The organism is Micromonospora sp. NPDC005291 (assembly GCF_040607415.1).
Taxonomy (GTDB): Bacteria; Actinomycetota; Actinomycetes; order Mycobacteriales; family Micromonosporaceae; genus Micromonospora.
The window spans coordinates 1-24,095 of record NZ_JBEXGR010000021.1; the positions used below are offsets into that span (position 1 = coordinate 1).

22 protein-coding genes are annotated in these 24,095 nt (G+C 69.7%); 7 read left to right on the forward strand and 15 right to left on the reverse strand.

The features are described 5' to 3' along the window. The 8 genes from ABZT18_RS24495 to ABZT18_RS24530 form a co-directional block, all read right to left on the reverse strand. Positions 1 to 745, reverse strand: a 745-nt coding sequence (locus ABZT18_RS24495) for a non-reducing end alpha-L-arabinofuranosidase family hydrolase (RefSeq protein WP_355252601.1), incomplete at its 3' end; no start/stop codon positions are given. Positions 746 to 932: 187 nt separating this feature from the next. Further along, complete coding sequence (locus tag ABZT18_RS24500) at positions 933 to 2,018, reverse strand: hypothetical protein (RefSeq protein WP_354996518.1); 1,086 nt, start codon at positions 2,016 to 2,018, stop codon at positions 933 to 935. Positions 2,019 to 2,120: 102 nt separating this feature from the next. Beyond that, positions 2,121 to 2,564, reverse strand: coding sequence for an OsmC family protein (locus tag ABZT18_RS24505; RefSeq protein WP_354996519.1), 444 nt, complete (start codon positions 2,562 to 2,564; stop codon positions 2,121 to 2,123). 66 nt (positions 2,565 to 2,630) lie between these two features. Beyond that, entirely contained in the window at positions 2,631 to 2,990 is a 360-nt protein-coding gene (locus ABZT18_RS24510) for a VOC family protein (protein ID WP_354996520.1), read from the reverse strand. A gap of 173 nt (positions 2,991 to 3,163) precedes the next feature. Then, positions 3,164 to 3,436 (reverse strand): GlsB/YeaQ/YmgE family stress response membrane protein, encoded by a 273-nt coding sequence (locus ABZT18_RS24515; protein ID WP_354996521.1) that lies wholly within the window; start codon positions 3,434 to 3,436, stop codon positions 3,164 to 3,166. Positions 3,437 to 3,513: 77 nt separating this feature from the next. After that, positions 3,514 to 5,253 (reverse strand): multicopper oxidase family protein, encoded by a 1,740-nt coding sequence (locus ABZT18_RS24520; RefSeq protein WP_354996522.1) that lies wholly within the window; start codon positions 5,251 to 5,253, stop codon positions 3,514 to 3,516. Then, positions 5,250 to 5,702: a DUF6220 domain-containing protein gene (locus tag ABZT18_RS24525; protein ID WP_354996523.1), complete on the reverse strand. Its 453-nt coding sequence runs from the start codon at positions 5,700 to 5,702 to the stop codon at positions 5,250 to 5,252. Before ABZT18_RS24525 ends, ABZT18_RS24520 begins: the two co-directional genes overlap by 4 nt. A gap of 8 nt (positions 5,703 to 5,710) precedes the next feature. Then, entirely contained in the window at positions 5,711 to 6,700 is a 990-nt protein-coding gene (locus tag ABZT18_RS24530; RefSeq protein WP_354996524.1) for a carboxymuconolactone decarboxylase family protein, read from the reverse strand. A gap of 143 nt (positions 6,701 to 6,843) precedes the next feature. Between ABZT18_RS24530 and ABZT18_RS24535 the strand changes: the two genes are divergently transcribed. The 3 genes from ABZT18_RS24535 to ABZT18_RS24545 all read left to right on the forward strand — a co-directional run bounded on the left by ABZT18_RS24535 (position 6,844) and on the right by ABZT18_RS24545 (position 9,486). Beyond that, positions 6,844 to 7,974 (forward strand): sensor histidine kinase, encoded by a 1,131-nt coding sequence (locus ABZT18_RS24535; protein WP_354996525.1) that lies wholly within the window; start codon positions 6,844 to 6,846, stop codon positions 7,972 to 7,974. A gap of 26 nt (positions 7,975 to 8,000) precedes the next feature. Continuing rightward, complete coding sequence (locus ABZT18_RS24540; RefSeq protein ID WP_354996626.1) at positions 8,001 to 8,663, forward strand: response regulator transcription factor; 663 nt, start codon at positions 8,001 to 8,003, stop codon at positions 8,661 to 8,663. 109 nt (positions 8,664 to 8,772) lie between these two features. Beyond that, positions 8,773 to 9,486: a hypothetical protein gene (locus tag ABZT18_RS24545; RefSeq protein ID WP_354996526.1), complete on the forward strand. Its 714-nt coding sequence runs from the start codon at positions 8,773 to 8,775 to the stop codon at positions 9,484 to 9,486. An 89-nt stretch (positions 9,487 to 9,575) separates the two neighbouring features. Here the strand turns inward: ABZT18_RS24545 and ABZT18_RS24550 are convergent, their stop codons facing one another. The 3 genes from ABZT18_RS24550 to ABZT18_RS24560 all read right to left on the reverse strand — a co-directional run bounded on the left by ABZT18_RS24550 (position 9,576) and on the right by ABZT18_RS24560 (position 14,016). Further along, positions 9,576 to 12,572 (reverse strand): glycoside hydrolase family 95 protein, encoded by a 2,997-nt coding sequence (locus ABZT18_RS24550; protein WP_354996527.1) that lies wholly within the window; start codon positions 12,570 to 12,572, stop codon positions 9,576 to 9,578. A gap of 340 nt (positions 12,573 to 12,912) precedes the next feature. Continuing rightward, positions 12,913 to 13,530 carry a DsbA family protein gene (locus tag ABZT18_RS24555; RefSeq protein ID WP_354996528.1) on the reverse strand — a complete coding sequence of 206 codons (618 nt, stop codon included), beginning with the start codon at positions 13,528 to 13,530 and terminating at the stop codon, positions 12,913 to 12,915. A 9-nt stretch (positions 13,531 to 13,539) separates the two neighbouring features. Continuing rightward, a complete protein-coding gene (locus ABZT18_RS24560; RefSeq protein WP_354996529.1) occupies positions 13,540 to 14,016 on the reverse strand; it encodes a cupin domain-containing protein in 477 nt (158 codons plus the stop codon). Between the two features lie 156 nt (positions 14,017 to 14,172). Between ABZT18_RS24560 and ABZT18_RS24565 the strand changes: the two genes are divergently transcribed. The 3 genes from ABZT18_RS24565 (at position 14,173) to ABZT18_RS24575 (ending at position 16,542) form a co-directional block, all read left to right on the forward strand. After that, entirely contained in the window at positions 14,173 to 14,793 is a 621-nt protein-coding gene (locus ABZT18_RS24565) for a hypothetical protein (protein WP_354996530.1), read from the forward strand. 594 nt (positions 14,794 to 15,387) lie between these two features. Beyond that, complete coding sequence (locus ABZT18_RS24570) at positions 15,388 to 15,642, forward strand: hypothetical protein (RefSeq protein WP_354996531.1); 255 nt, start codon at positions 15,388 to 15,390, stop codon at positions 15,640 to 15,642. A 189-nt stretch (positions 15,643 to 15,831) separates the two neighbouring features. Next, entirely contained in the window at positions 15,832 to 16,542 is a 711-nt protein-coding gene (locus ABZT18_RS24575; protein ID WP_354996627.1) for a nucleotide disphospho-sugar-binding domain-containing protein, read from the forward strand. Positions 16,543 to 16,552: 10 nt separating this feature from the next. Here the strand turns inward: ABZT18_RS24575 and ABZT18_RS24580 are convergent, their stop codons facing one another. From ABZT18_RS24580 to ABZT18_RS24590, 3 genes are all read right to left on the reverse strand, one after another. Then, positions 16,553 to 16,933 carry a hypothetical protein gene (locus tag ABZT18_RS24580; RefSeq protein WP_354996532.1) on the reverse strand — a complete coding sequence of 127 codons (381 nt, stop codon included), beginning with the start codon at positions 16,931 to 16,933 and terminating at the stop codon, positions 16,553 to 16,555. Beyond that, positions 16,930 to 17,238, reverse strand: a complete 309-nt coding sequence (locus ABZT18_RS24585) for a hypothetical protein (RefSeq protein ID WP_354996533.1) — start codon at positions 17,236 to 17,238, stop codon at positions 16,930 to 16,932. Before ABZT18_RS24585 ends, ABZT18_RS24580 begins: the two co-directional genes overlap by 4 nt. Positions 17,239 to 17,365: 127 nt before the next feature. Beyond that, the gene (locus tag ABZT18_RS24590; RefSeq protein WP_355252544.1) at positions 17,366 to 18,412 is read right to left on the reverse strand and encodes a hypothetical protein; all 1,047 of its coding nucleotides are present in this window, start codon (positions 18,410 to 18,412) and stop codon (positions 17,366 to 17,368) included. Positions 18,413 to 19,117: 705 nt separating this feature from the next. Here ABZT18_RS24590 and ABZT18_RS24595 point away from each other — a divergent pair. After that, on the forward strand, positions 19,118 to 21,109 hold the full coding sequence (locus tag ABZT18_RS24595; protein WP_355252546.1) for an acyl-CoA dehydrogenase: 1,992 nt from the start codon (positions 19,118 to 19,120) through the stop codon (positions 21,107 to 21,109). A 92-nt stretch (positions 21,110 to 21,201) separates the two neighbouring features. Here the strand turns inward: ABZT18_RS24595 and ABZT18_RS24600 are convergent, their stop codons facing one another. Further along, positions 21,202 to 23,952 (reverse strand): tetratricopeptide repeat protein, encoded by a 2,751-nt coding sequence (locus ABZT18_RS24600; protein ID WP_355252549.1) that lies wholly within the window; start codon positions 23,950 to 23,952, stop codon positions 21,202 to 21,204. Between the last annotated feature and the right edge of the window lie 143 nt (positions 23,953 to 24,095).

Genomic DNA, 24,095 nt, shown 5'->3' on the forward strand with positions numbered 1-24,095 from the left:
CCGAGTTCATCGCGTTCTGACTGGCCGAAGCCATCTCCGAATAGTTCGTGAACAGACCGAAGTTCATCGAACCCCACGACGAACCAAAATCGTGCGTCGTGGCGTAGACGAGCTGCCGACCGTTGTACGGAGCCACGGTGAAGTCCTTCAGCGACACCCACCCCGACCTCGGGTTCGCCAACGAACCCGTCGACGACCACCGGTACGTCGACGGAAGATTGCACGTACCGGGAGGCGGCGTCGTTGGAGGCGGGGTCGTGGGTGGCGGGGTCGTGGGTGGCGGCGTTGTCGGAGGCGGAGTCGTTGGAGGCGGGGTCGTCGGCGTCGTGCTACCGGTACATGTCACCCCGTTCAGCGCGAAGCTCGTCGGCGTCGGGTTGCTGCCCGTCCATGCCCCGTTGAAGCCGAACGACACCGTGCCGTTGGTCGGGACCGAACCGTTGTAACTCACGTTCTTCGCGGTCACCGCTGAGCCACTCTGCGTCAACGATGTGTTCCACGCCTGCGTCACCGTTTGCCCGGCGCCGTACGACCACGTCAACGTCCAACTGGTCAACGGATCACCCAGGTTCGTGATCGACACGTTGGCACCGAATCCGCCCTGCCACTGCGACGACACGGCGTAGTTCACCGAACAGCCCGCGGCCGCGGCCCCCGCTGGCAGCGCTACCGCAACCGTCGTCGACACCAGTAAAGCGACGCCGGCCGACGCCAGGCCGACATTGGTAGCTCTGGATCTGGCCATATTGCACCCTCCTGACGGGATGGCGGCCAACACATTGACGGGGCTCATGGTTGTGAGCGTTAACAGGCCGCGTCGGGTATGTTACGGGAGCGCTCCCATACCCTCAACCTCGATCCGTCGGAGAATGTGATCCTCAGCCGCCCGTTCGGCGTGATCGCTCCCCTGCGATTGGGGGTGGCGCCTGCCGTCAGGCGACTTTCAGGGTGAAGACATCGAACTGGTTGCCACGCTGCATCGAGTGCGGCAGGTAGAACTTCCACGTGATCGTCAGCTCGCGCCCTACGCGCATCGAGGCCGGCACTTCGGCGACCATTTCAAACACGGCCGTGCCACCGGCGGGGATCTGCGTGAGCGGGCGGCAGTTCAACCGGTACAGCTGAGAAGTGTTCACCGCTTCGTTCGTCGCATCGCCGAGGGAGAAACGCTCCATCAGATAACCCGGGCAAGGGTCCAGCGCGAGAGGGCCACCGGTTGGGTTGCCGAGCGTCACGCGGAAGGGGAGCCGCGACCCGGCCGCGGCCGTTGGCGGTCCCGCGACAGTTACGGTGAGCTGGTCGAGCGGCGAGGATGGGGGCGTCGACACCCCGATCTGCTCGGTGAACCCGCTCGCGTACAGCGTCGCCCGGGCGTTGGGATTGACCCCCTCGCCCTGCTGGCAACCGGGTCGGTCATCGGCAGTGATGGGTGCGCGTAACGTGCCGCCGTCGTGCGGCACCTCGATCGCAAGCTCCAGCGTCCCGTCGGCCGGCTGGCAGAACGGCCCGGACCAGTCCAGGCGCAGGCTGGCATGACCACCGGCGGGCACGGCGACCACCCGGGCCTGAGCCTCTTCGTTGATGCCGTGCGTATAGAGCATGGGAATCTCGCGACCGCCCGCGAGCATGGTGGTGGGTACTTCACCCTGCAACGTGCACTCGACCTCTGACGAGTTCCGCACGTCCACTTCTCCGATGAGCTTGCCGACAGCGGCGTCCATCCCACGGGGCGTCTCACCGCCGCCTCCGGGCCGCGTCCAGCTGGTGAGCCGGCCGGCCAGATGCTCCGCCCGGCACGGCTTGCTTCCGGCGCCCGGGACCCGCGGGCCGGCCGGACGCCCGTTGAGGTCCTCGTCCGTGATCTTCAGGTCAGCCCACGCGACACTGCCGTCGGCGAGCAACGAGGCGGGCGCCGACTCTGCGACCGATGGGTTCGGCCGGCCCGGCGGGACATTCGGCTCGGCGCAAGCCACGGCAACGGCGAGCACCATCAGCAGTGGGAACAGCAGTCGACGCATGCCACCACCTCACCTCACGGAACGGCACCGCGCCTGAGTAGCCGTGCTCAGAGACGATCACCCGACTGGATCGTCAACCCGTTCAGGGCGCGCAACGCCACTTCAGTCTTTGGTGGATCCAGCAGCCTCGACGACCGAGACGGGAGTGCCAAGCTCGACGGTCCGGGAGACGGTGCACAACCGATCATGCGACTGCTGCAGTGACCTGGGCAGCGCCTCACGCGCCCTGTCACCGTCCGCGCCCGCCGGGAACGTCACGGTGAACTCGACCCTGAGGTTCTGCATCCGGTTTCCCCCGGCCTCATCCCGGATCTTGTCGCCAGTCACTCCGACGGAGAACTGGGTCGGCTCGGCGCGGCGGCTGGTGACGTAGTCCACGTCTACCGCACTGCAGCCGCCGATGGCAGCCAGAAGCAGTTCCACCGGCGTAAAGCTGGCGTCCTCGCCCGTGCCCAACGACATCGACCCGCCGCGACCATTCCGCGCGACGTAGTTCCCCACGCTGGTGCGCTCGATCTCCACCGAGCGGAAGGTGTCCTCAGTCATTACAGGGAAACTACCCAGGCCTGCTCGCCCCCGAGCCACCGGCCTGCCGCATCCCCCGACAGGGGATCAGACGTCCGCTTCGAGGGCGAAGGTATTGCCGTCCGGATCCTGGAACCACGCGATACGGCCACCGCCGGCCCGCGCGGTGATCCCCTTGGGATCGTGTTCCAACTTGTCGTAACGGATGAACTCGACGCCGGACGAGGCGAGCTCGTCAACGATCTGGTCGATGTCGTCGACGTACCACGTCGCCAGTGTCGCCGGGGTCTTCCCGGCGGTGACCGACTGGTACACGTTCAGCGCCGGCCCGCCACCAGAACCATAGACGCGGCTGCCGTCGACGACGGCCGCGCTGGGGCCGGACTGCAGCGCCTGGAGCCCCAGTTTGCCTTCGTAGAACGCGACTGCGTTCTGAATGTCCGACACGGCGATCGACGTTCTGAGGTGATACGCACTCAAGGGCATGGACCACTCTGTCATACGAGAGCATTTGGGCCGTGTGCTGCCTCTCCCCCGCGCCGGACAACGGCGTCCGCCCGGCACAACGGGCGCCGGCCCGATCCCGCTGAACGGGATCGGGCCGGGCAGTGGCGCGAAGATCAGTGCACGCGGCGGCGGCCGTAGGCGCCGGCGGCGATCGCCACGCCGATGGCGGCGAAGACGACCTGGATGAGCAGCTCGATCCAGTCGACCCCGCTGGTGTCCGCGACGCCGACGGCGCCGGCGACGAGGGTGCCGAGGATCGCGGCGACCACACCGATGAGCAGGGTCAGCCAGATGGGGATGTTCTGCTTGCCCGGTACGACCAGCCGGCCGAGCGCGCCGATGATCAGGCCGATGATGATTGCGGTGAAGAAACCCGAAACTTCCACGAGAGCCGTCCTCCAGAGGATTTGTCGTCGCCCTCCTATTGCCCCGGGCAACTAACTACCAAACCCCGCACGGAGGATCACGAGTACATCAGGTGCAGCATCATCCCGGCGTCGGCGTGCCCCAGGTTGTGGCAGTGGTTGGCCCACGATCCTGGGTTGTCGGCCCGGAAGGCCACCTCCCAGACGTCGCCGGGGCGTACGTCGAAAGAGTCCAGCCATAACGGACTTCCGGTCGCCGACACTCCGTTTCGGGACAGCACCAGGACGTGATGACCGTGCAGATGCCACGGGTGCACCACCAGGGATCGGTTCACGATCGTGAGCGTCACGACGTCGCCGAGGCGTACGACCTGCGGCGGGATGTCCGGATCGGCCGCGCCGTTGACGGTGTGGGCGTATCGCGGAAGCAGTCCGCGCAGGTCGAGGCCGCGGTCGAGCACGAGGGTGAACTGCCTGTCGTACCGGGACCACGGCACCGGAGAACCGACGCCGTAGGTGAGCGGATCCAGCACCGGCCAGGCGTCGGTCGCCGTCGACACCGGCCCGGTCGAGTAGACCGCCCGTCCGTCGACGAACAACACCACCGGCGTGGTGGGCGCGGTGAACACCAGGTCGTAGCGTCCCCCGGCCGGGATCAGCACGGCGGTGTCCACGAGCGAGGTCGGGCCCCGCAGGTCGGATCCGTCGATCGCGGCGACCCGGAACGGAGTGCCGGCCAGGGCGTACCGGTGGGTCGTGCTGTCGGTGTTGATCAGCCGCAGCCGCACGGGCACGCCGGCCTCGACGGGCTCCGTTCTCGCTGCGGGCAGCGGAAGGCCGGCCAGCGTGTGCACCGGCACCGTGACGTCGACGCCGGTCGCCGGCGCCGGTCGCACCACCAGGACGCCGTAGAGGCCCATCCGCACGCCGACGTCGGACACCGCATGCGTGTGGTACCAGTACGTTCCGGCCTGATCGGCGCGGAACCGGTAGACGAACTCCTGGCCGGGCAGCACGGCCGCCTGCGTCACGCCCGGCACCCCGTCCTGGCTGTTCGGCACGTCGTACCCGTGCCAGTGCAGCGTGACGCCCCGCGCGATGTCCCGGTTGTGCAGCGTCACCTCCAGGACGTCGCCGACGGTGGCGGTCAACTCCGGCCCGGGGACCTGGGCGTTGAACGCCCACGCCGCGACGTCCCGGCCGCTCACGCTCACCGTGGCGGTCCCGGCCGTCAGGGTGAACCGCCTGGTCGGTTCGCCCACGGCCCGCGCATCAGGATATTCATGATCATGGGGTACGCCGGGAGCGGCGCCCGGAGCGGCGGTCATCCCGGTTCCGGTCACCAGCGCCGCGACCGCCACCACGAGGGCCGCCCGGGACACCGTCCGGGACGGACGCCGGCCGAGCACGCGCCACGTAACGGCGGTCGCCGCGACGACCCCGGCGACCGCGAGCAGCCCTACGCCCGCCGACGCCGGATAGCCGTGCAGGACCGTGACGAGCAGGCCGCCGCTCACGGCGTACCCGGCGAAAAGAAGCGGGACCGCGGCGGACCGGATGTCGCCCCGGGTCCGCAGCAGCCGCGGCCCGGCGACGACCACCGCCGCGAGCGACAGTGGAGCGGCGATGAGGACCTTCTCTGCCGCGAACCACCAGCCGGCGCGGGCGAGCGCGGTGATCGTGACCGCGCGGGCGAGCGTGGCGAGCAGCGCGAAGCCGGCCAGCCCCAGCGCGAGCGGACGGCGCCGGACGGCCGACGCGGCACCGCCGCCCAACCACCCGGCGACCGCGAGGACCGTGATCACGAGGTCGGCCGTGAGCAGCGAGCCGACGGTCATGCCGGCTCCCCTTCGCGGACAGTCACGAGGGTGGCGTCGACCGGCGCCGGGGCGGCCAGCTTTCGCGCTGCCCGGTGGACACCGACCACGACGTGCACCGCGATGATCCCGTTGAGCGCGTGCAGCCCTCCGATGGTCAGGCCGAACGCGGTACTGGTGCCCGAAGCGTCGGTCGACGCCTCCGCGAGCATGGCGATGAGGGCCTGCAGGAGGACGAGACCGAGCGGCAGGACCGCCAGCCCGACGAGCCGGCCCGGCGCCTTCGCCAGCACGGCCAGCAGGGCGGTGAGCAGGGTGAGAACGGGGATGACCGCCATCCCGGTGACGCTGTGCAGCGCATACGCCCCCTCACCTGCCGGTTTGGTGAACGCGCCCACGGCGGCGAAGACGAACTGCAGGACGAACGCGACGAGCAGCACCGCGGTGACGGTGACGAGTGCCTTGCGCATGGTGCCTCCTAGAGGTGCGCCGGGGACAGCGCCCGGGCGACGTGATCGGTAGCCGTGATCGCCCCGTACGCGACCAGCCGCACGAGGTCGGCGTCGGCCGGGTGGGACATCCGCCAGAGGGCGACGTCGCCGACGGTGACCGCGCTGGGCGCGAACGCCGCCAGCAGCGCGATACGGGTCCCCACACGGTCCGCGCCCGGCACGTCCCGGACCAGGTCGACGGCCCAGTCCGCGGGCCGGTCCGGGTACCGCCCGTCCTCCCAGCGCACGGTGGCCGTGACGGTCCGGCGCGCCACGTCGCCCAGAAGGTCCCCGCCCTGCATGGCGGCGTTCCGCAACGACGCGTACGCGACGCCGACCGGGCTGTCCCCCGCCCAGCTCGGCGGCGCCGTCGTGCCGGCGTCGAGAAGCGCGAGGCTGCGGCCGGGCTCCTTGAGCTCCCGGGCCGCCCTGGCGTAGAGCCGGCCTCCGACCGACCGCACCAACGGGGAGCGTTGCAGGCCCCCGGGAAGCAGATCGGGGTCGAGCAGCGCAGAGACGACCCTGTTGATGAAGTGGAAGGCGAGCAGCGTCGCGGTGATCTCGGGGCGGTACGGGCTGGTCCAGTCGGCGGCCTTGGGGCTACGGCTCGCCTGCGCCCAGTCGGCGAGCGCGGCATGCCTCGGCTCCGTTGGCGTCCCGCCCCGGGCAATGGCCTCGGCCAGCTTCGGTTCACCCAGCGCGTGCATCAGCAGCACGTGGGCGTCGACGCAGAACTGACAGCGGTTGGCCCGGGACACCGCCGACGCGACGAGTTCCCGGTCCACCCGGGACGTGTCGCCGGCGAGCAGTGCCTCGCGCATCAGCGCCCAGGTCGCGGCCAGCACCTCCGGCACGGCCGACAGCGCCTGGAAAGTGGGCACCGGCCCGAGGAACTCGTCGCGCAACTGTTGGTAGACCTCCGCGGTGAGCCCGGTCGCCAACTTCGCGGGGGTGGGAGTGAAGAAGCGGTATGTCATGAGCTCGATGCTTGTCTCGGCGGACCGAAAAAACGTCGTGCCGCCGCAGGCACTTGCCCGCCGCCGATACCGCGTCCGTGGTACGCCTCATCTACTGCGCACGAGGGATGCTCCGCTGACAAGAGTCGTTCTACAGTTCGACCATGCGCCGTGACCTGCCGTACGCCCTCAGCGGCCTCGCCCTCGGCGGCCTCCTGCTCGGCAACGCCGCGCTCGCCCCGGACGCCGCACCGGTACGGGTGATCGACGTCGCCCTGGTCCTGGTCATGGCGGCGGCCCTGGCGGTGTGCCGGCGGTACCCGGTGGTGGCGTTGATCGCGGTGACCGCCGCCATGCTGGCCCTCCACCTCCGGGTGCACTCCGGGGTGTCCGCCGCGTTCCCCGTCCTCGGCGCGGTCTACCTCACCGCCTGGCGGGGGCATCGATCGGTCGCCGTCCTGGCCAGCCTCGTCTTCCTCGGCGGCTTCCTGGCCCGCGACATCTCGGTCGCACCCGCCGGCCGCCCCGGCCAGCAGATCGTCGAGCGGAGCGCCCTGCTGCTGGGCTGGTTCCTGGCGGCCAACGTCGCCGGGCTCGTCGCCCGGCAGCGCCGGGCATACCTGGAACAGGTCGAGCAGCGGGCGATCGAGGCCGAACGCACCCGCGAGGAGATGGCGTTGCGTCGCGCCGGCGAGGAGCGCCTGCGCATCGCCCGGGACCTGCACGACTCACTGACCCACAGCATCTCCGTGATCAAGGTGCAGGCGGGGATCGGCGTGCACCTGGCCCGCAAGCACGGCGAGGAACCGTCGGCCACGCTGCTGGCGATCCAGGAGGCCAGCAGCGCCGCGATGCGGGAACTGCGCACGACGCTGGACGTCCTGCGCTCTCCCGCCGACGAAGATCGCGTCGGGTTGGCCCGGGTCGACGAGCTGGCCGAGCGGACCCGGTCGGTCGGCGTACCGGTGCGCGTGACCGTCACCGGCCAGCCCCGGGACCTGCCCGTCGAGGTGGACCAGGCCGGGTATCGCGTCGTCCAGGAGGCACTGACCAACGTGGCCCGCCATGCCGGCCCCACCACCGCGCACATCGACGTCGAGTACGCCCCGGCGCAGCTCACCGTCTCGGTCACCGACGACGGCCAGGCGTCACCGGCCCGGCCGACGACACCGGGTGTGGGCCTGCGTGGCATGCGGGAACGGGTCACCGGGCTGGGCGGCGTGCTGCACGCCGCCGCCCGCGACGACCGCGGGTTCACGGTACGGGCCACGTTCCCGCTGGACGGCCCGGCGTGACCGAGGTCCAGCCAGCTCAGTCCGGCATGATCCGGGTCCTGCTCGCCGACGACCAGGCGCTGATGCGGGCCGGGTTCCGGGCGCTGCTCGACGCCGAGGACGACCTGGAGGTCGTCGGCGAGGCCACCGACGGCACCTCAGCCGTCCAGTTGTCGCGACGCCTGCGCCCGGACGTCGTCCTCATGGACGTGCAGATGCCGGGACTCGACGGCATCGAAGCCACCCGACTCATCGCCGCTGATCCCGACCTCGCCGCGATCCACGTCCTCATCCTCACCAACTACGGGCTCGACTCGTACGTCTTCGCCGCTCTCCGCGCGGGCGCCAGCGGTTTCCTCCTCAAGGACGCCGACCCGACCGACCTGCTGCAGGCCATCGCCATCGTGGCTCGCGGCGACGCGCTGCTCGCCCCAGCCGTCACCCGTACGCTCATCAGCGAGTTCGTTGCCGGCCCGCCGCCGACCGATCCCGCAGCCGGACGGGACGTGCTGACCGCCCGTGAGCAGGAGATCGTCGAGCTCGTCGCCCGAGGACTGAGCAACGACGAGATCGCCGCTCGCATGGTGATCAGTCCGTTGACCGCCAAGACACACGTCAACCGGGCGATGACGAAGCTGCACTGCCGCGACCGTGCCCAGCTGGTCGTGTGGGCGTACGAGTCGGGATTGATCACGCCGCGTCGCCGGTGACCGCCATCATGGTCAGAGTGGACGACATAGCCACCCCTTCAGCACATGAGGAAGGTCCGACGCACTAACATTGCCGCGGTCCGCGACGGCTCTGCTGAAACGAGGCGACATGCGTTGGCTCCGGCGGTTGCTGGGCGGTGGGCGGGTCCAGCTCGATCCCGGACGACAGCACGCGCTGCTCCAGGACGTCCAGAACCGATACGGCGCGCACGCGCAGATCCGGTTTTCCCAGCAGGTCGAGGCGCTCACCGAAACGCTGAGCAGCGACGACGGTCTGGTGGTCGCGGCCCGGATCGTGAGCCAGGTCGCCGATGAGGCCCACGTGGACCTACAGGCCCAGGCCCACGACGTACACCGGCGGACGGGCCGACGGCTCCTGGTGCACCGCCGTAACTACCGGCCGCTGTGGAAGGAGGCCGGCCCGGCCCTGCGGTGGCCCCTGTTCGCGTTGCCGTCCGGCTTTCACCCCTACGCGCAGGTGACCGCCGCCGTGGCGGTCCTCGGCAGCCAGGCGCGCCGGCTCGACCGGGTGACCGACACGAATCCGCTCCTGACGCGCGTGTTCGAGGTGCTGGACCTCACCACCGCCGGCTGGGAATACGGCCGGGTGCGGGTGGACACCGACGCCGCCGCCCTGGCCGACCGACTGATCACGAGCGCCGGGCAGGTCCTCGCCGCCATGGACGACCCTCCCCGGCTGCCACCTCCGGTCCGTGAGCTGATGCGTCGCAACAACACCCTCGCCGTGCACGACCCCGCCGGCCCTCGGGCGGTAGGTGGCATCAATCTGGGCGCGAAGATGCGGGAGCATTTCCTGGTCTGAGGACGGCAGGCGCGGCACCCGCGCTCGCGCCTGTCCCGGTCGACAGGCGCGAGCGCGGATACTCCTGCGGCACCGAGGTTCCGACCCCGTCAGGCCCCGATCGCGATGGCGAAGATGTGCATGGTCGGTACGCCGGACGCGGGCCGTGCGCTGATGTTGGGCAACTCGACCCGGGCCACCGCCTTGCTCTGCAACGCGACGCCCACGTAGTAGATGCAGGCGACGGTGGCCTGGCGCTGGTTGCCGGGCCGGTTCTGGTACGCGGTCACGACGGCGGCGGTCCCACCGGCATGTGGTCCGCCGTACCAGTCGGGCGTGCTGAGCGTGAACGTCTGGCGGGTGCCGTCGGCGTAGACCACCGCGGCGGTTCCCGACACCGCGCCGTACGTGCCGGTCGCGAGGAAGCCGAGCGTACGTCCGGTGCCGGTCACGCTGATGGACTGTCCCGAGGCGATGGCGTTGTCGGCAACGCCGGGGCTGACGTTGGGCCAGCGGAAGGTGACCCCGTTGCGGCTCACCGTGCTGCCCGGGGTGACGCCGGCCTGGGCCAGGGCCTGCGCGGAGAGGCTGGCCCCGTTGCCGTCGAAGTTCCCGACGCCGGTGTTCGTGTCGTTGGTGATGCCGGCGTTGCTGAAGCTCTGCTCCAGGGTGGGTGTGGTGGTGCCCGAGCTGGTGGCCCGGTAGGCGCGCCCGGCCTGCACGGTGACCTCGACGAGGTCGGTCTCGATCCGGGTGGTCCGAGCCTGCGTACCGTCGGCGGTGTCGACCACCGTGACCGTGCCGGTGAAGAACCGACCGCGCAGGCGGACGGTGCCGGCGCGGTCCGGTCGGATGAGAACCTCGCTGGCCAGCCCGTTGCTCCACGTGATGCCGACCGTGTGCCCACCCCGACCCCGCAGGCCGCTCACCCGCCCACTCGGCCAGGCCGGCGGCAGTGCGGGCAGAATGTGCAGTTCGCCGGCGTGGCTCTGCAGCAGCATCTCGGCGATGCCCGCGGTGGCGCCGAAGTTGCCGTCGATCTGGAAGGGCGGGTGCAGATCGAACATGTTGGGCGCGAGCCGGGCGGTGGTGGCGAGGTAACGGATCAGGTCGTGGGCCCGCTTGCCTTCCTCCATCCGGGCCCAGAAGTTGATTTTCCAGGCCAGCGACCAGCCCGTTCCGTCGTCGCCCCGCAGCGCCAGTGTCCGACGGGCCGCCTCGAACAGCTGTGGGGTGCCACGCTTGGTGATCTGGTTGCTGGGAGCCAACCCGTACAGGTGTGAGATGTGCCGGTGGTTGGGCTCGGTCTCCACCCAGTCGTAGAGCCATTCCTGGATGTTGCCGCGCGAGCCGATCTTCATGGGCGCGAGCCGGTCCCGGGTGGCGCGAACCTGGGCTCGGAAGGTCGTGTCCACGTTGAGGATCTCGCTCGCGCGGGCGCACCCGTCGAAGAGGTCCCGCAGGATCTGGTTGTCCATGGTGGGGCCGGCGCACACGCTGGCGTTCGAATGGTGGCTGAGCTCCGGCGAGTTCGACGGGTTGGTCACCAGGTAACCGAGGGTCGGCTCGGTCACCAGAGTGTCCAGGAAGAACTGCGCCGCGCCCTTCATGGCCGGGTAGTTCGCCCGCAGGAACTCGATGTCACCGTTGAACAGGTAGTGGTCCCAGATCAACGTGGCCAGCCAGGCGCCGCCGGTCTGCCACATGCCCCAGAACGCGCCGTCCACCACCGAGGTGGCCCGCCACGCGTCGGTGTTGTGGTGGGTGACCCAGCCACCAGCGCCGTACTGCAGCTGCGCGGTGCGGGTGCCACTGACCGACAGGTCCCGCACCATGTCGAACACCGGGTTGTGGCACTCGGCCAGGTTGGTCGTGTTGGCCGGCCAGTAGTTCATCGGCAGGTTGGCGTTGATCGTGTACTTCGAGTCCCAGGAGGGGGTCAGCGAGTCGTTCCAGATGCCCTGCAGGTTGGCCGGCTGGGTGCCGGGCCGCGAGGACGAGATCAGCAGGTACCGGCCGAACTGGAACAACAGGGCCGAGAACTGCGGGTCGTTGACGCTGTTGTGCTGGGCGATCCGGACGTCGGTCGGCTGGTCGGCGGCGGAGGTGCGGCCCAGGTCGAGGCTGACCCGCCCGAACAGCGCCTGGTAATCGGCCACGTGCCGGCTGCGCAACTGGTCGTAGCTGCTGGCCCGCGCGGCGGTGAGGCGCTGTCGTGCGATGCCCTGGTAGTCGCCGCCAACATTGCGATAGTTGACGTAGCTGGACCCGATCGAGATCAACAGGGTCACGCTGTTGGCGTTGGTGACCCGCAGGGTGCCGCCGGAGCTGGAGACGGTGCCGCCGCTGACCGTCGCGTTGGCCAACGCGAGGAAGCGGACCTGGCCGGTGACGCCCTCCATGTTCCCGGAGATGCCGTCGAGGCCGATCGTGGTGCCGTCCGGGCTGGACACCGTGGTGCGCTGCGGGCTGTCGAAGGTGGCGGTGAAGGTGATCGAGCCGGTCCGGTCGGCCGTCAGCCGCATCGCGATGACCTGGTCCGGCGCGCTGGCGAACACCTCACGCTGGTGACGAACGCCGTTCAGCACGTAGTTCGTCGTGACGGTGGCGGTGGTGAGATCGAGCGTCCGGTCGTACTGTGACGCTCCGCTGGCGGATCCGAAGGCGAGCCGGAGGTTGCCGACGGTCTGGTAGGCCAACTGCCCGCCGGGGTTGCCCATCATGTTCTGGTTGATCAGATCCTGGGCCTGGGTCCACTGGCTCGCGTTGACCAACCGTCGAATCTCCGGCAGCGCCGCCAAGCCCCGGGGGTTGCTGGGGTCGTGCGGGCCGCCGGCCCAGACGGTGTCCTCGTTGAGCTGAAGTCGTTCCGTGTCGACGTTGCCGAAGACCATGGCACCGAGCCGGCCGTTGCCTATCGGCAGCGCCCGTAGCCAGTCGGTGCCGGCAGCCTCGTCGTACCAGAGCGCGAGGTCCCCCGCCGCGAGCACCTGCGGCGGCGCCACCGAGTCTCCTCGGGCCACGGCGGTCCAGGGCAGGGGCAGTAGGGCGCCACCCGCGCCAGCTACGCCGATCTTGAGGGCTTGCCGTCGGGTCAGGTCTGACATCGATCCTCCAAACGATGACCAATCCGGCCAGCCCAAAGCGCGACAACTATGAGCCCGACGTTGGGATCCGCTTGGTGGCGCCAACCGCGACCTCGCTGAGCAGGCCGACGGCAGACACTGAGACAGCCAGACATCCGATGTGTTTCGCGAAGGTTACTCCGGCACCACAGAATAGGCAACGGTCGATTGATCGGGTAGAATCCCCCGCAAACGGGGCCAGCAGCACCGCAGATCGCCACGAAGCAAGCGGTGGGCCCGCCAGGCCGCTCAACCGACGGGCACCGCTTCAGGTCCACATACATCAGATGTACGGCATCGCGGGTTTACCCTGCTAGGCCACTCAGGAGACGCGGGGGCGGGGGCGGTTGCCGCGCTTGAGCTCGTAGAAGCCGGGGGTGCTGGAGACCAGCAGGACGCCGTCCCAGAGGAGGCCGGCTGCCTCGCCGCGGGGAACGGGGGTCACGACCGGGCCGAAGAAGGCATTGACGGTGCCGTCGGAGGCGGGGACGTGGATGGCGGGGGTGCCGAGGTCCTCGCCGACCGGCCGCAGGCCGGCATCGTGGCTCCGGCGCAGGGCCTCGTCATGGTCGGACACGTCAGCCGCTGCCGCGAGGTCGGCCGGCAGGCCGAGGTCCGACAGGGCGGCGGTGTAGAGCTCGGGGCCGATCGGCGTCTTGTCGTGATGGATGCGGTTGCCCAGGGCGGTGTAGAGGTCGCGGACCGCGTCGTCACCGAACTTCTGCTGTACGGCGGTGACCACGCGGACCGGGCCGAGGGTGTCGGTCAGCCAGTCGCGGTACCAGGGATCGACCTCGCGGCCGTGGTTGAGCAGCCACAGGCTCATCACGTGGAAGCGCACCCGCACGTCACGGACCTGCTCGACCTCGAGCAACCAGCGGGAGGTGTTCCAGGCCCAGGGGCACTTCGGGTCAAACCACATGTCGGTGTACGTCGTCATCGGGCCTCCTCAGGCACGGTACTGGTCGTGGCGGGCGAACAGGTCGGTCCACTCCTCTTCGGACAGGGTCCGGCCGGTTGCGGAGATCTCGGCGAGTTCGCGGAAGTACGTCTCGCGCGGCACGCCCGGCGCGAACAGGATCAGCATCACGGCCTCGGCGTCGCTGTCGTTGCGGAAGCCGTGCACGCCACCCTCGGGTACGTGCAGGAAGTCGCCGGGCCGTCCGTCGATCCAGCCCGACCCGCCGTAGAGCCGCACGGTGCCGGACACGACGTAGAAGGATTCGGAGAAGGTCCGGTGGAAGTGCGCGTCCGCCCCGCCTGCCCTGGCCGGCATCCGCCACTCGTAGAGGCCGAAGCGGCCCTGGGTGGCACTGCCAGGGGCGATGAACCGGCCGATCGTGCCGGAGCGCATTACCGCCCGCTCCTGCGCGGCTTCCGGATGGTGCGCGGCGCTGACCGCGCCGAACTGCGCCGTGTACGTCATGACGATCCCTCCACGGATTAGCTTGCAACTAGCTTACCGCTAAGCTGCTTGTCGTCAAGCTTTCCTGTGCGGGCGTCAGCCCCCTGGCCCGCTCTCGTCAGGCCCCACAACGGGGCTATCGATCACTGGGGATCTTGTCGTACTAGTCTTCGTCGCATGGCCTTGCGACCGGACGAGTTCTATGACCACGCAGTCGCCGGAACGGACAGCGAGCGCCGGCTCCCGTTGGCACCCATGACGGGATGGGAGATCAGTCCGTTCGAGCCGGACGGACTGCGCGTGTCGCCGTTGCGCCCGCCAGTGCTCCCGGAGCCCGCGCGGCACGGCGAGGATCCAGCGGACTGCAACGCCTGCTCGGACCGGGACGAAGGAATCTGGTTCAACGATCACTGGCGGCTGACCCGGATTCCGGGAGTGGGCGTCCCCCTGGCGCTCATGCTGCATCCGCGCGATCACTACGACATGGCGGATCTCCCTGACGAGTTGGCCGCCGAACTGGGGCTGTTGAGCACTCGCATCGTCCGCCACATCCAGGCGTTGCCGCACATCTCGCGGGCCCACCTCTACCGCGTCGGAGATGGCGGCGCCCACCTGCACGTCTGGTTCTTCGCTCGGCCCGAGGGGCAGACCCAACTGTACGGGTCGTGGCTGGTCATCTGGGACGACCTGCTGCCGGAGTATCCAGCGGACATCGCGGCGGCTGACGCTGACATCGTGGCAGACGCGCTGGTCGCGAGCCACGGAGGCCAGCGGTCGCCCACCAGTGGGCCACGGTAGGCGAGCTCGCTAACGCCCCGCACTGCGGCGGGAGGCGAGTTCGTGCGTGACCTGCCAGTGCGTGGTCGCGCTTGCCGTCGAGGAGGCCGGCGGCGAGGACGAACGCACCGGTGCAGATCGACGCGACCCGCCCGGCCACAGCCGCCGGTCTTCGCGCAGCGTCGGCCAGGTCGCCGGGGACACGGGTGCGCGGAAAGAGGTCGGACCCGGCCACCGGCAATGTGTCGAACGCCGGCTCCGACGAGACAGCGCCGTCGACCGCGAACCGGACCCCGAGGTTTGACGTGACGGCCGCGCCGGTGGGCGGCAGGAGCACGATCCGGTAGTCGGCACCGAACCCAGCGCATGTTCAACAAAAGCCGGTGGATTTCGCCATGTCCAGATCTGAGTGGTTCCTGGCCGGACCAAGGCTGGGGGGCAGGCCGACCGGTGGGCACCATGGAGGTCGGACACACACGGCCCACCGCCGACACGCATCCCGGAGAGCCAGAGGTCATCGCGGGGTTGGAGATCGTCGTTGGTTCGCCCCGGCCGAGCTGACCGGACATCACACGAGTCAGCACGACGAATGAACGTTCTTGAGAGGATTCGAGCATGCGAGCAATCACCGTGCGCGACCGTGACGCGGGTATTGGTGGCCTCACCCTGGCCGACATGCCTTACCCCCACGCTGCGGAGAACGACGTCATCGTGCAAGTGCACGCCGCGGGCTTCACCCCCGGAGAGCTGGAGTGGCCGGCAGTGCGACCGCTGTCCGAAACGGCCTCCGCGTTCGCCCGCCACGGCCGCCGCACACCCGGAAAGACGATCATTCAGGTGGCGGACGACCAAGGAACACGGCAGTCCTGATCGGTGTACGCATGCATGGGGAGACTCGAATGGCCAGGGTAATAGTTGGAGCGACTCCCTTCCAGGGACACGTGAGCCCGGTCCTCACGGTCGCGGCGGACCTGGTCAGGCGTGGTCACGAGGTGGTCGTCTACACCGGTCTTCGCCGAGCTGCAGAGATTCGGCGAGGCAACCCTTGAATCGTTGGGCGTGACGATGCGCGGCTACCTCTTCGACGCGCCTTTCCGCCGTACGGACCACTACCTGCAACTGACCGTGCCCAGCTTCGAGTACCCCCGCAGCGACCTGCCGGAGCACCTCCAGTTCGTCGGTACGCTTCCTCCCGCCTCCAGCGGCGACTACGTAGAGCCGGAATGGTGGCCCGAACTGTCGGCCGGCCGGCCGGTGGTGGTCGTCACCCAGGGAACCGTCGCCAACACCGATCTGCACGACCTCGTCATCCCCACCGTGCGTGCCCTCGCCGACCTGGATGTCCTCGTGGTGGCCGCCACCGTCCGGGAAGACGGGCCGGACCTGGTACGCCGGGCCCTGACCGAAGTGCCGGACAACGTGCGGCTGACCAGCTTCGTGCCGTTCGACCGGCTGCTGCCACACGCCGACGCATTGGTCACCAACGGCGGTTACGGCGGGGTGCAGACCGCCCTGTATCACGGAGTGCCGCTGGTGGTCGCCGGTGCGAGCGAGGACAAGCCGGAGGTGGCCGCCCGCGTCGAGTGGAGCGGCACCGGCGTCAACCTGCGCACCGGCGTGCCGGAGGTGACCGAGTTGCGCACCGCGGTGCAGACGGTGCTGCACGACCCGGGCTACCGCCCCCAGGCCGGGATCATGGCCAAGGAGATCCGCCAGTACAACCCGTTCGAGGCGATCGCCGAGATCGTCGAGGTATCCGCCCGCCGCTAGGAGGTGTCGACTACCGGTAGATCGCCCAGAAGATCATGAAGGCGATCACGGCCAGCACGCCGATGGCGAGGAGGACGATCCCGGTGCGGAGGATGGCGATCCTGCGCGACCGCCGTTCCGGTGCGAAGGCGTAGAGCTGGCTCCTGCGGTACATCACGCCGTAGCCGAACGTCGCGCCGCCGGCCAGGAGCGGGGAGAGCGCCGCCACGAAGAGGCTCCCCACCGCCAAGCGGTCGTTGAAGAGGGCGGCCAGGCTCGCCGCATTGGTCGCGAGGTTGCGTCCGGCCTGAAACAGTCCGTTGAACACCGCCAGCCCGATGCCGAGGTAGGCGCCCCAGCGTTCCAGCCACGCCTTCTGCTGCGGAGGCTTGGTGCTGCCGGCCGGCTTCATCGCCGGCCCCGTGGCTCGATCGGAAACCGGCCGAGCCGCATCCGCGTCTGCGTGATCCTGAGCTGCGTCCACCTCTCACCTTCGGCGAGCAGGGGGAAGAGCTCGCGCAAGATGTTCACCAACCCCGCCATGACTTTTTCGTCCCGGTAGATCTCGGCGGACAGCGGCGCCCGTACCCTCGTGCGCAGAACCTGCACGAGCACCGCGGGTAGCGCGACGAACGCCGCGGCGGTCGCCACCGCGCCCCCGTAGTGGGGCAGCACGGCGATCAGCGCGCAGAGGCCCGCGGCCAGGATGACGGCCACGGCCACACCCTCGACAAGCAGGTAGCGCCGGAGGCGGTCGCGAGTGCTGTCCACATTGGTCAGGAGCGATTCGGCGTCCGCGAGTGCGCGATCGAAGTCGTCACCTGACGTGTGTTGCGGGTCCCCGTCAAATCTCGAGCCCACAGAATTCTCCGACCGTGTTGTTGAAGGTGCGCTGCAAGGCGTCGAACTTGATGTCGTCGAGCTGTGAGGTCGCCTCTGCCACCGAGGGCAGGACGCTGAAGTTCTCCCGCCGGCCGGCGATGGGGACGATCGCCAGGCGCGGCCTCGGACCAGAGCCGAACCCGTGGATGAACTCGGTGAGTCGCTCGCCGAACGGAGACAGCGGCACGCCCGGGCTGGGGATGTAGTAGCGCTTGAGGTCGTTGAGCCGGTCCCGCCAGTGGAGGTCAGCCTTCGTGACGGCAATGACGAGCCAGAGGTCCTCGGCGATCGCGCCGGTTCTCCAGCACGTGAGGAGCCGACGAGCGATCAGCTCAAAGTGCCGGCACTCGCTGTCCAGGCTCCGCTGCCAGTACTGCTCGGACTGGGACGGGATCCGGCGACCCACCTCCTCGTCGATCGCCGGCCGGTTGGCGTTGACCTCCTCCTCCGACGGCTCGTGGTCGAGAGTGTCACGCCAGGCGCTCTCGAGTTCGCGCGCCAGCGCTGCCCGCTGCTCCGTCTCGGCCACACGGCGTTGCTGCTCAACGATGTTGATTTCGTCAGGCGTCCACGGCCGCGTCATCCGCTCGGCCACCACGTAAATGACACCGGCGGGATAGTTCGGCGGCTCGAGCATGGCATCCCACGCGTCGATGTCTCCGTTGGCGAACTCGTCGCCGAACTGCTGGCCCGGCGTGACCACCACGGTCGCGTGCATACGCCGCTTGCGGCCGCGAATGACGAGCGAGTGCGTGCTGTGGTCCTCGGTACGGCGGGGGACATATCCGCTGCCGCCGACCATCCGGTTGAGAAGCGCGCTCTTGCCGGCGAACCGGTCGCCGACGACCATGATCGGCGTGACCTCGGCCATCAGCGGCGCTCGCTTCACCTCCTCGACCACCACCCCTCGCGGCAGCGAGTCACCAGTGGCAGTGTTGACCATCTTGACGGTCTGGTCCCAGCGCTGGCCGACTTCTGCCCAGTAGGGACGGAGGTCGTCGGCGATCATCGGCCGACTCCACTCACGGCGTTCGTCGATGCCCGGCGGAGCCCGAGGGCAGCCGGAGTCGCACACTCCACGGATAGTGCTCCCTGTGCTGATTGGGCCGAGGGGGACCGGGAGAAGTTAGCAGTGCGGCAGTTGAGGGCCTCACGAAAATCGCTGTCGCGAAGTGGACAGACGCTGCCATCGCGCCTCCACTGTGGTCGTTGCATCTCCGGATCCGCGGTCACCTCAGGTTGCGCGCGGGGGACCGGCGGAGGATCCGCTGGCGCGACGCTTTCGAGCTGATGACGAATTCCATGTCGACGTTTCGGGACGTGTAGTTGTAGCAGGTCAACGCCGGGACACTGCCCGACCACTCGCTGCTGGTCACCAGGGACGGAGTCTCCACGGGGGCGGGCGCCGGGTAGGCCCAGTTGGGCCAGACACAGAACGTGCCCTGCTGGCAGTTCCCGGGCGGCCATAGCTCGTCGGAGGTTTCCTGAGCTGCCGCCGATGCGGCGGGAGAGACGCAGGGTCAGCACCGCAATCTGACACTGGGCGGCCCGCGATCATTTTCTGCCGGTGAGCGTCCTCGTGCGGGGACCGGCCGGCACGGCTCGGCGATGGTGTCCCGTCTCACCGCGGTCTTGCTCAGCGGGTCACCGCAGCGGGCCGTACCCTTGATCGGGTACAGACTGTACCCATATGTCCGCCAGCCGAGGGGTGACAATGTCCGATTACGCGTCCGGCCACATCGACCTCGCTCGCCTGCGGGAAGTGCTCGACGGACCGTGGGCCGAGGTCCGCAACGCGCACCGGAATCAGCTCGACGCGCGCTTCCTCCCCGTTTATGGCGAGACCGGTGACCAGGCACGTGAGCGGATCACCCGGCTCCTCACCGCACTCCCCGCCGAGCTGGGGATGGCGTCGGCCTTCCCCCGCGAGTACGGCGGCAGATCCGACGTGGGGGGCTCGATCGTCGCCAGCGAGATGCTGGCGCAGGTCGACCTGTCGCTGATGGTCAAGGCGGGCGTGCAGTGGGGTCTGTTCGGCGGTGCGGTGGCGGCCCTCGGCACCCAGCGGCACCACGACACCTATCTGCGGGACATCATCTCGGGCAAGATCTTCGGCTGCTTCGCGATGACCGAAACCGGCCACGGCTCCGACGTCCAGCAGCTGCGCACCACCTGCACGTACGACCCGCAGACGCAGACCTTCGACCTGCACACCCCGCACGAGGCCGCCCGCAAGGACTACATCGGCAACGCCGCCCGGGACGGGCGAATGGCGGTGGTCTTCGCGCAGCTGATCACCAACGGGCAGCGGCACGGCGTACACGCGTGGCTGGTCCCGATCCGCGACGCGCAGGGCAAGCCGCTGCCCGGCGTGACCATCGGCGACGCGGGGCCCAAGGCCGGCCTGCTCGGCGTGGACAACGGACGGCTCAGCTTCGACCACGTGACGGTGCCACAGGACATGCTGCTGGACCGGTACGGTCAGGTCGCGGAGGACGGGACGTACTCCAGCCCGATCGAGAACGACGCCCGGCGCTTCTTCACCATGCTGGGCACCCTGGTCCGCGGCCGGGTGAGCGTGGGCGGTGCCGCGTCGGCGGCCACCAAGTCGGCGCTGACCATCGCGGTGCGCTACGGCGACATCCGCCGCCAGTTCGACACGCCCGACGCGGCCCGGGAGGTGCTGCTCAACGACTACCTGGCCCACCAGCGCAAGCTGCTGCCCGCCCTGGCCACCACGTACGCGTTGCACTTCGCCCAAGCCGAGCTGGTCACCACGCTGGCTGAGGTGCAGGGCGGCGGCGGGCCGGTCGACGAGCATCGGCAACGGGAGCTGGAGTCACGGGCTGCCGGTCTCAAGGCCGCGCAGACCTGGCACGCCACCCGCACCATCCAGATGTGCCGCGAGGCGTGCGGCGGCGCCGGCTACCTGGCCGAGAACCGGCTACCCAGTCTCAAGGCAGACACCGACGTCTTCACCACGTTCGAGGGCGACAACACGGTGCTGCTGCAGCTGGTGGCCAAGGGGCTGCTCACCGGCTACCGGGACGAGTTCGGCTCGCTGGACGGCTGGGGTCGCGCCTCCTTCGTCGCCGAACACGTCCGCGAGATGGTGCTGGAGCGCACCGCTGCCCGGTCGCTCATCGAGCGGCTGATCGGCGCCGTGCCCGGCCGCGACGAGGAGGTCGCCGTCACCGACCGCGGCTGGCAGCTCAAGGTCTTCGAGGACCGCGAGAGGCACCTCCTCGACGGGGCGGTCCGCCGCCTTCGCAACGGCGCGGCCACGAAGAAGGACCGCCCGTTCGACATCTTCAACGACGTCCAGGACCACGTCCTCGCCGTTGCCACCGCGCACATCGACCGGGTCACCCTGGAGGCGTTCGTCGCCGGCATCGAGGACACCGCCGACCCGGCGGTCCGGGCGCTGCTCTCCCGCGTCTGTGACCTGTACGCGCTCAGTGTCATCGAGGCCAACAAGGGATGGTTCCTGGAGCACGGCCGCCTCACGCCGGCCCGCTCGAAGGCGGTCACTGGCGTGGTGAACGGCCTGCTCAAGGAGCTGCGCACGCACATGCGGACGCTCGTGGACGGTTTCGGCATCCCGGAGAAGTGGCTGCACGCCGCCATCCTGCGCGAGGAATCCGGCCGGCAGGAGACGATGGCCGCCCATGACGCCGCGGGTGATCCGCAGGCAGTCCCGGCATAGGCGAGGACTCACCCTCCTCTTCGAGGAGGGTGAGTCCCCCACGGGTGCGTACCGATGGCTGCTCGCCCCCGTCACACACCCTGGCTGGAACCTCAGGAGATTCTGCGCTTCCGCTCCCCACCCCCGTGCGCAACCGCCGGCACCAGACCCACCTCGCGAGGCAGCCGTACCGACCGGTTGGGCATGGCTGGAGCCAACCTTTCCAGCGCCGACCGCACCTCATCGCCCTCGGACAGCCCCATCTCGCGGAACTCGTGCAACGCGCACTCCAGCTGCTCCCTCGCCGTCACCAGATCGCCCAGGTCGGCGTAGGTGTCTCCGAGGTGCCGCTGCGCCCGAGCCGCCTCGTAGCGATCCCCGGTCATCGCGGTGAGCTCGGCAGCCTCCCGGTGGCACTCCAGCGCCTGATCCGGATGACCGACCCGCAGCAGCGCCACCCCCATGCTGTTGAGCACCTCCGCCTGCAACACCCGGTCAGCGATCACCCGGCTGCAGTCCAGGGCCTGGGTCAGCACCGCGATCGCCTCGGTGATCTCTCCCAGGTCCAGCATGCAGGTGCCGGTCCGGCTCATCGCCCGACACTCGTCGGCCCGGTTGCCGGTGCTGTCGAAGATCTCCAGTGCCTGCTGGTGCAGCGGGATCGCGCGCGACGGCCGGCCAGCCCGTTCGTGCACGAAGGCCAGGCCCATCAGTGCCGCGCCTTCGCCCGTGCGGTCGCCGGTCGAGCGGCTCAGTTCCAGGGCCTGCTCCAGCATGCGGGCCGCCTCCTCGATCCGGCCGGTCCACGCGAGGCTGCGACCCAGATTGGTCAGCACCCGACCTTCGGCGACCCGGGCATTGATCGCTCGCAGTCGCCGCACCGCCCGCTCTGACCAGGTCAGTGATTCCTCGTACCGGCCCAGGCGTTCGCAGGCGAAGCCCAGGTTGCACATCACCCTGCCCTCGCCGGCCTCGTCGCCCAGCTCGGCCAGGATGATCAGGGCCTCGGTGTAGTGGCGCACCCCGGCCAGCAGTTCGCTGGACATGTCGTAGGAGAGCCCGATCGTGCTGAGCACCTCGGCCTCGGCGCGACGGTCGCCCAGGGTGCGGAAGCCGTCGAGCGCCTCGGCCAGGCAGCGGCGCGCGTCGGCGTGGAAGCTCGTCCAGGCGTAGTTGGCGCCCAGGTTGAGCAGCGCCGTGCTGCGCCCGGTCAGGTCGTCGAGGTCGCTTGCCGCCGCGGTCGCGGCGAGCTGCAACTGCTCGTTGACGCCGAAGTGCCCGCCGGCCTGGAGGTGGTGACCGAGGATCCCGGCCATCTCGACGGTGTAGCGGGGGCCCGCGCTGCGGGCCACGGCCAGCAGGCTGGGGCTCTCATCGGTCAGCCAGGTCCGGGCGTCCGGGTGCGGGAAGTACTCTGCCCGACCGGTCGCCTGGTCCGGAATCCCGCGGTACGGGTAGAGCTCGCGGATCGCGGCGGTCGCGGTGGCCAGGTAGTGGTCGAACACGCGGGTCAACGATGCCTCGCGGGTCGCCTCGTCCTCCTGCATCACCAGGTCCCGGGCGTACGCCCTCAGCAGGTCGTGGAACTCGTAGGCGTTGGGACCGCGCTGCTGCAGCATGTTCTGGTCGAGCATGGACTCCAGGAACGCCTGCGCCGTCGCCGGGGCGAGCCCGGTGATGGCGGCCACCGACCCGGGCGTGAGCGCGTCGCCCGGGTGTAGGGCGAGCAGCCGGTAGTGCCGTCCCTGCTCGGCGTCGAGCTCGCGGTAGGACAGCTCGAACACCGCCCGTACGGTGCTGCCGCCCGCCGACAGCCCGTCCAGCCCGTGGGTCCGCAGGTAGTCCACCAGGTTCTGCACGGTCCACGAGCTGCGGGCCCGCAACCGTTGCGAGGCCAGGGCCACCGCGATCGGCAGGTGGCCGCAGAGCTCGGCGATCTCGGTGGTGGCCCGCAGGTCCGCGTTCACCTTGTCGGCGCTCGCGGTGGCATGCAGCAGCCGGAGGGCCTCGTCGGGGCTGAACGCGGGTAGGACGAGCTGGCGCACGTGCGCGAGGCCGGCGAGGCTGCGCCGACTCGTCATGATCGTCAAGCTGCGCGGACCGGTCGGCAGCAGGTCTCGGACCTGGTCCTCGTCGGCCACGTTGTCCAGCACGATGATCGCGGCGCGGCCGTCCAGCCGGTCGCGGTACATCGCGGCCCGGCCGTCGAGGTCGGCCGGGATCCGGGAGCCGGGCACACCGAGCCGGCGCAGGAACGAGTCGAGCACCTCGCTCGGGTCGATCGGGGCGCGGTGCCGGTCGAAGCCGCGCAGGTTGGTGAACAACTGCACGTCCGCGTAGTGGCCGGCGCGGACCAGCTCGTGCGCGGCGTGGATGGCGAACTGGGTCTTGCCGATGCCGGCCATGCCCTCGACGGCGATCACGCAGGGGTCGGCGGTGTTCCCGCCCTCGGCGATGGCGCACCGCAGCTCGGTCAGCTCGCGCTCCCGGCCGACGAAGGCCGCGAGCTCGGGCGGCAACTGCCGCAGGGCCTCCACCGACTCGGAACGCTGGGTGGCGGCGTGCGCGGCTACGCACGCGTCACGCCAGACGGTGACCTGGGCGGGCGACAGCCCGAGCGCGCGGACCAGGCGGACCACCAGGTCGAGGTCGAGGCGACGGCGGCCCGGCTTGAAGATGTCCGCGACCGTGCTGTGCGAGACCGCGACAGCCTCCGCGTCGGACGATATGCGCTTGGCGAGCACCCGGTAGGACGGCATGTTCGCCCAGGTCCACAGTGTTTTGAGGACGCCGGCGAACTCGTCGACGGAGTGTGGCCGGCCCGGATCGGGCGGTGGCTGCCGGGTCTGGTCGTCGCTGTTCATCGTGTGCTTCCCCCGTGGTGGTGATGGCGTCCGGATTCGTACGGACAACTCGCTCCGCCGGTCCGGACACCGGCAGAGTCACGTTGGACATGCCTTAGGCCGATCCTCGCGCCGGCAACGCTGCCGGAAGCGCGATCGCAGTG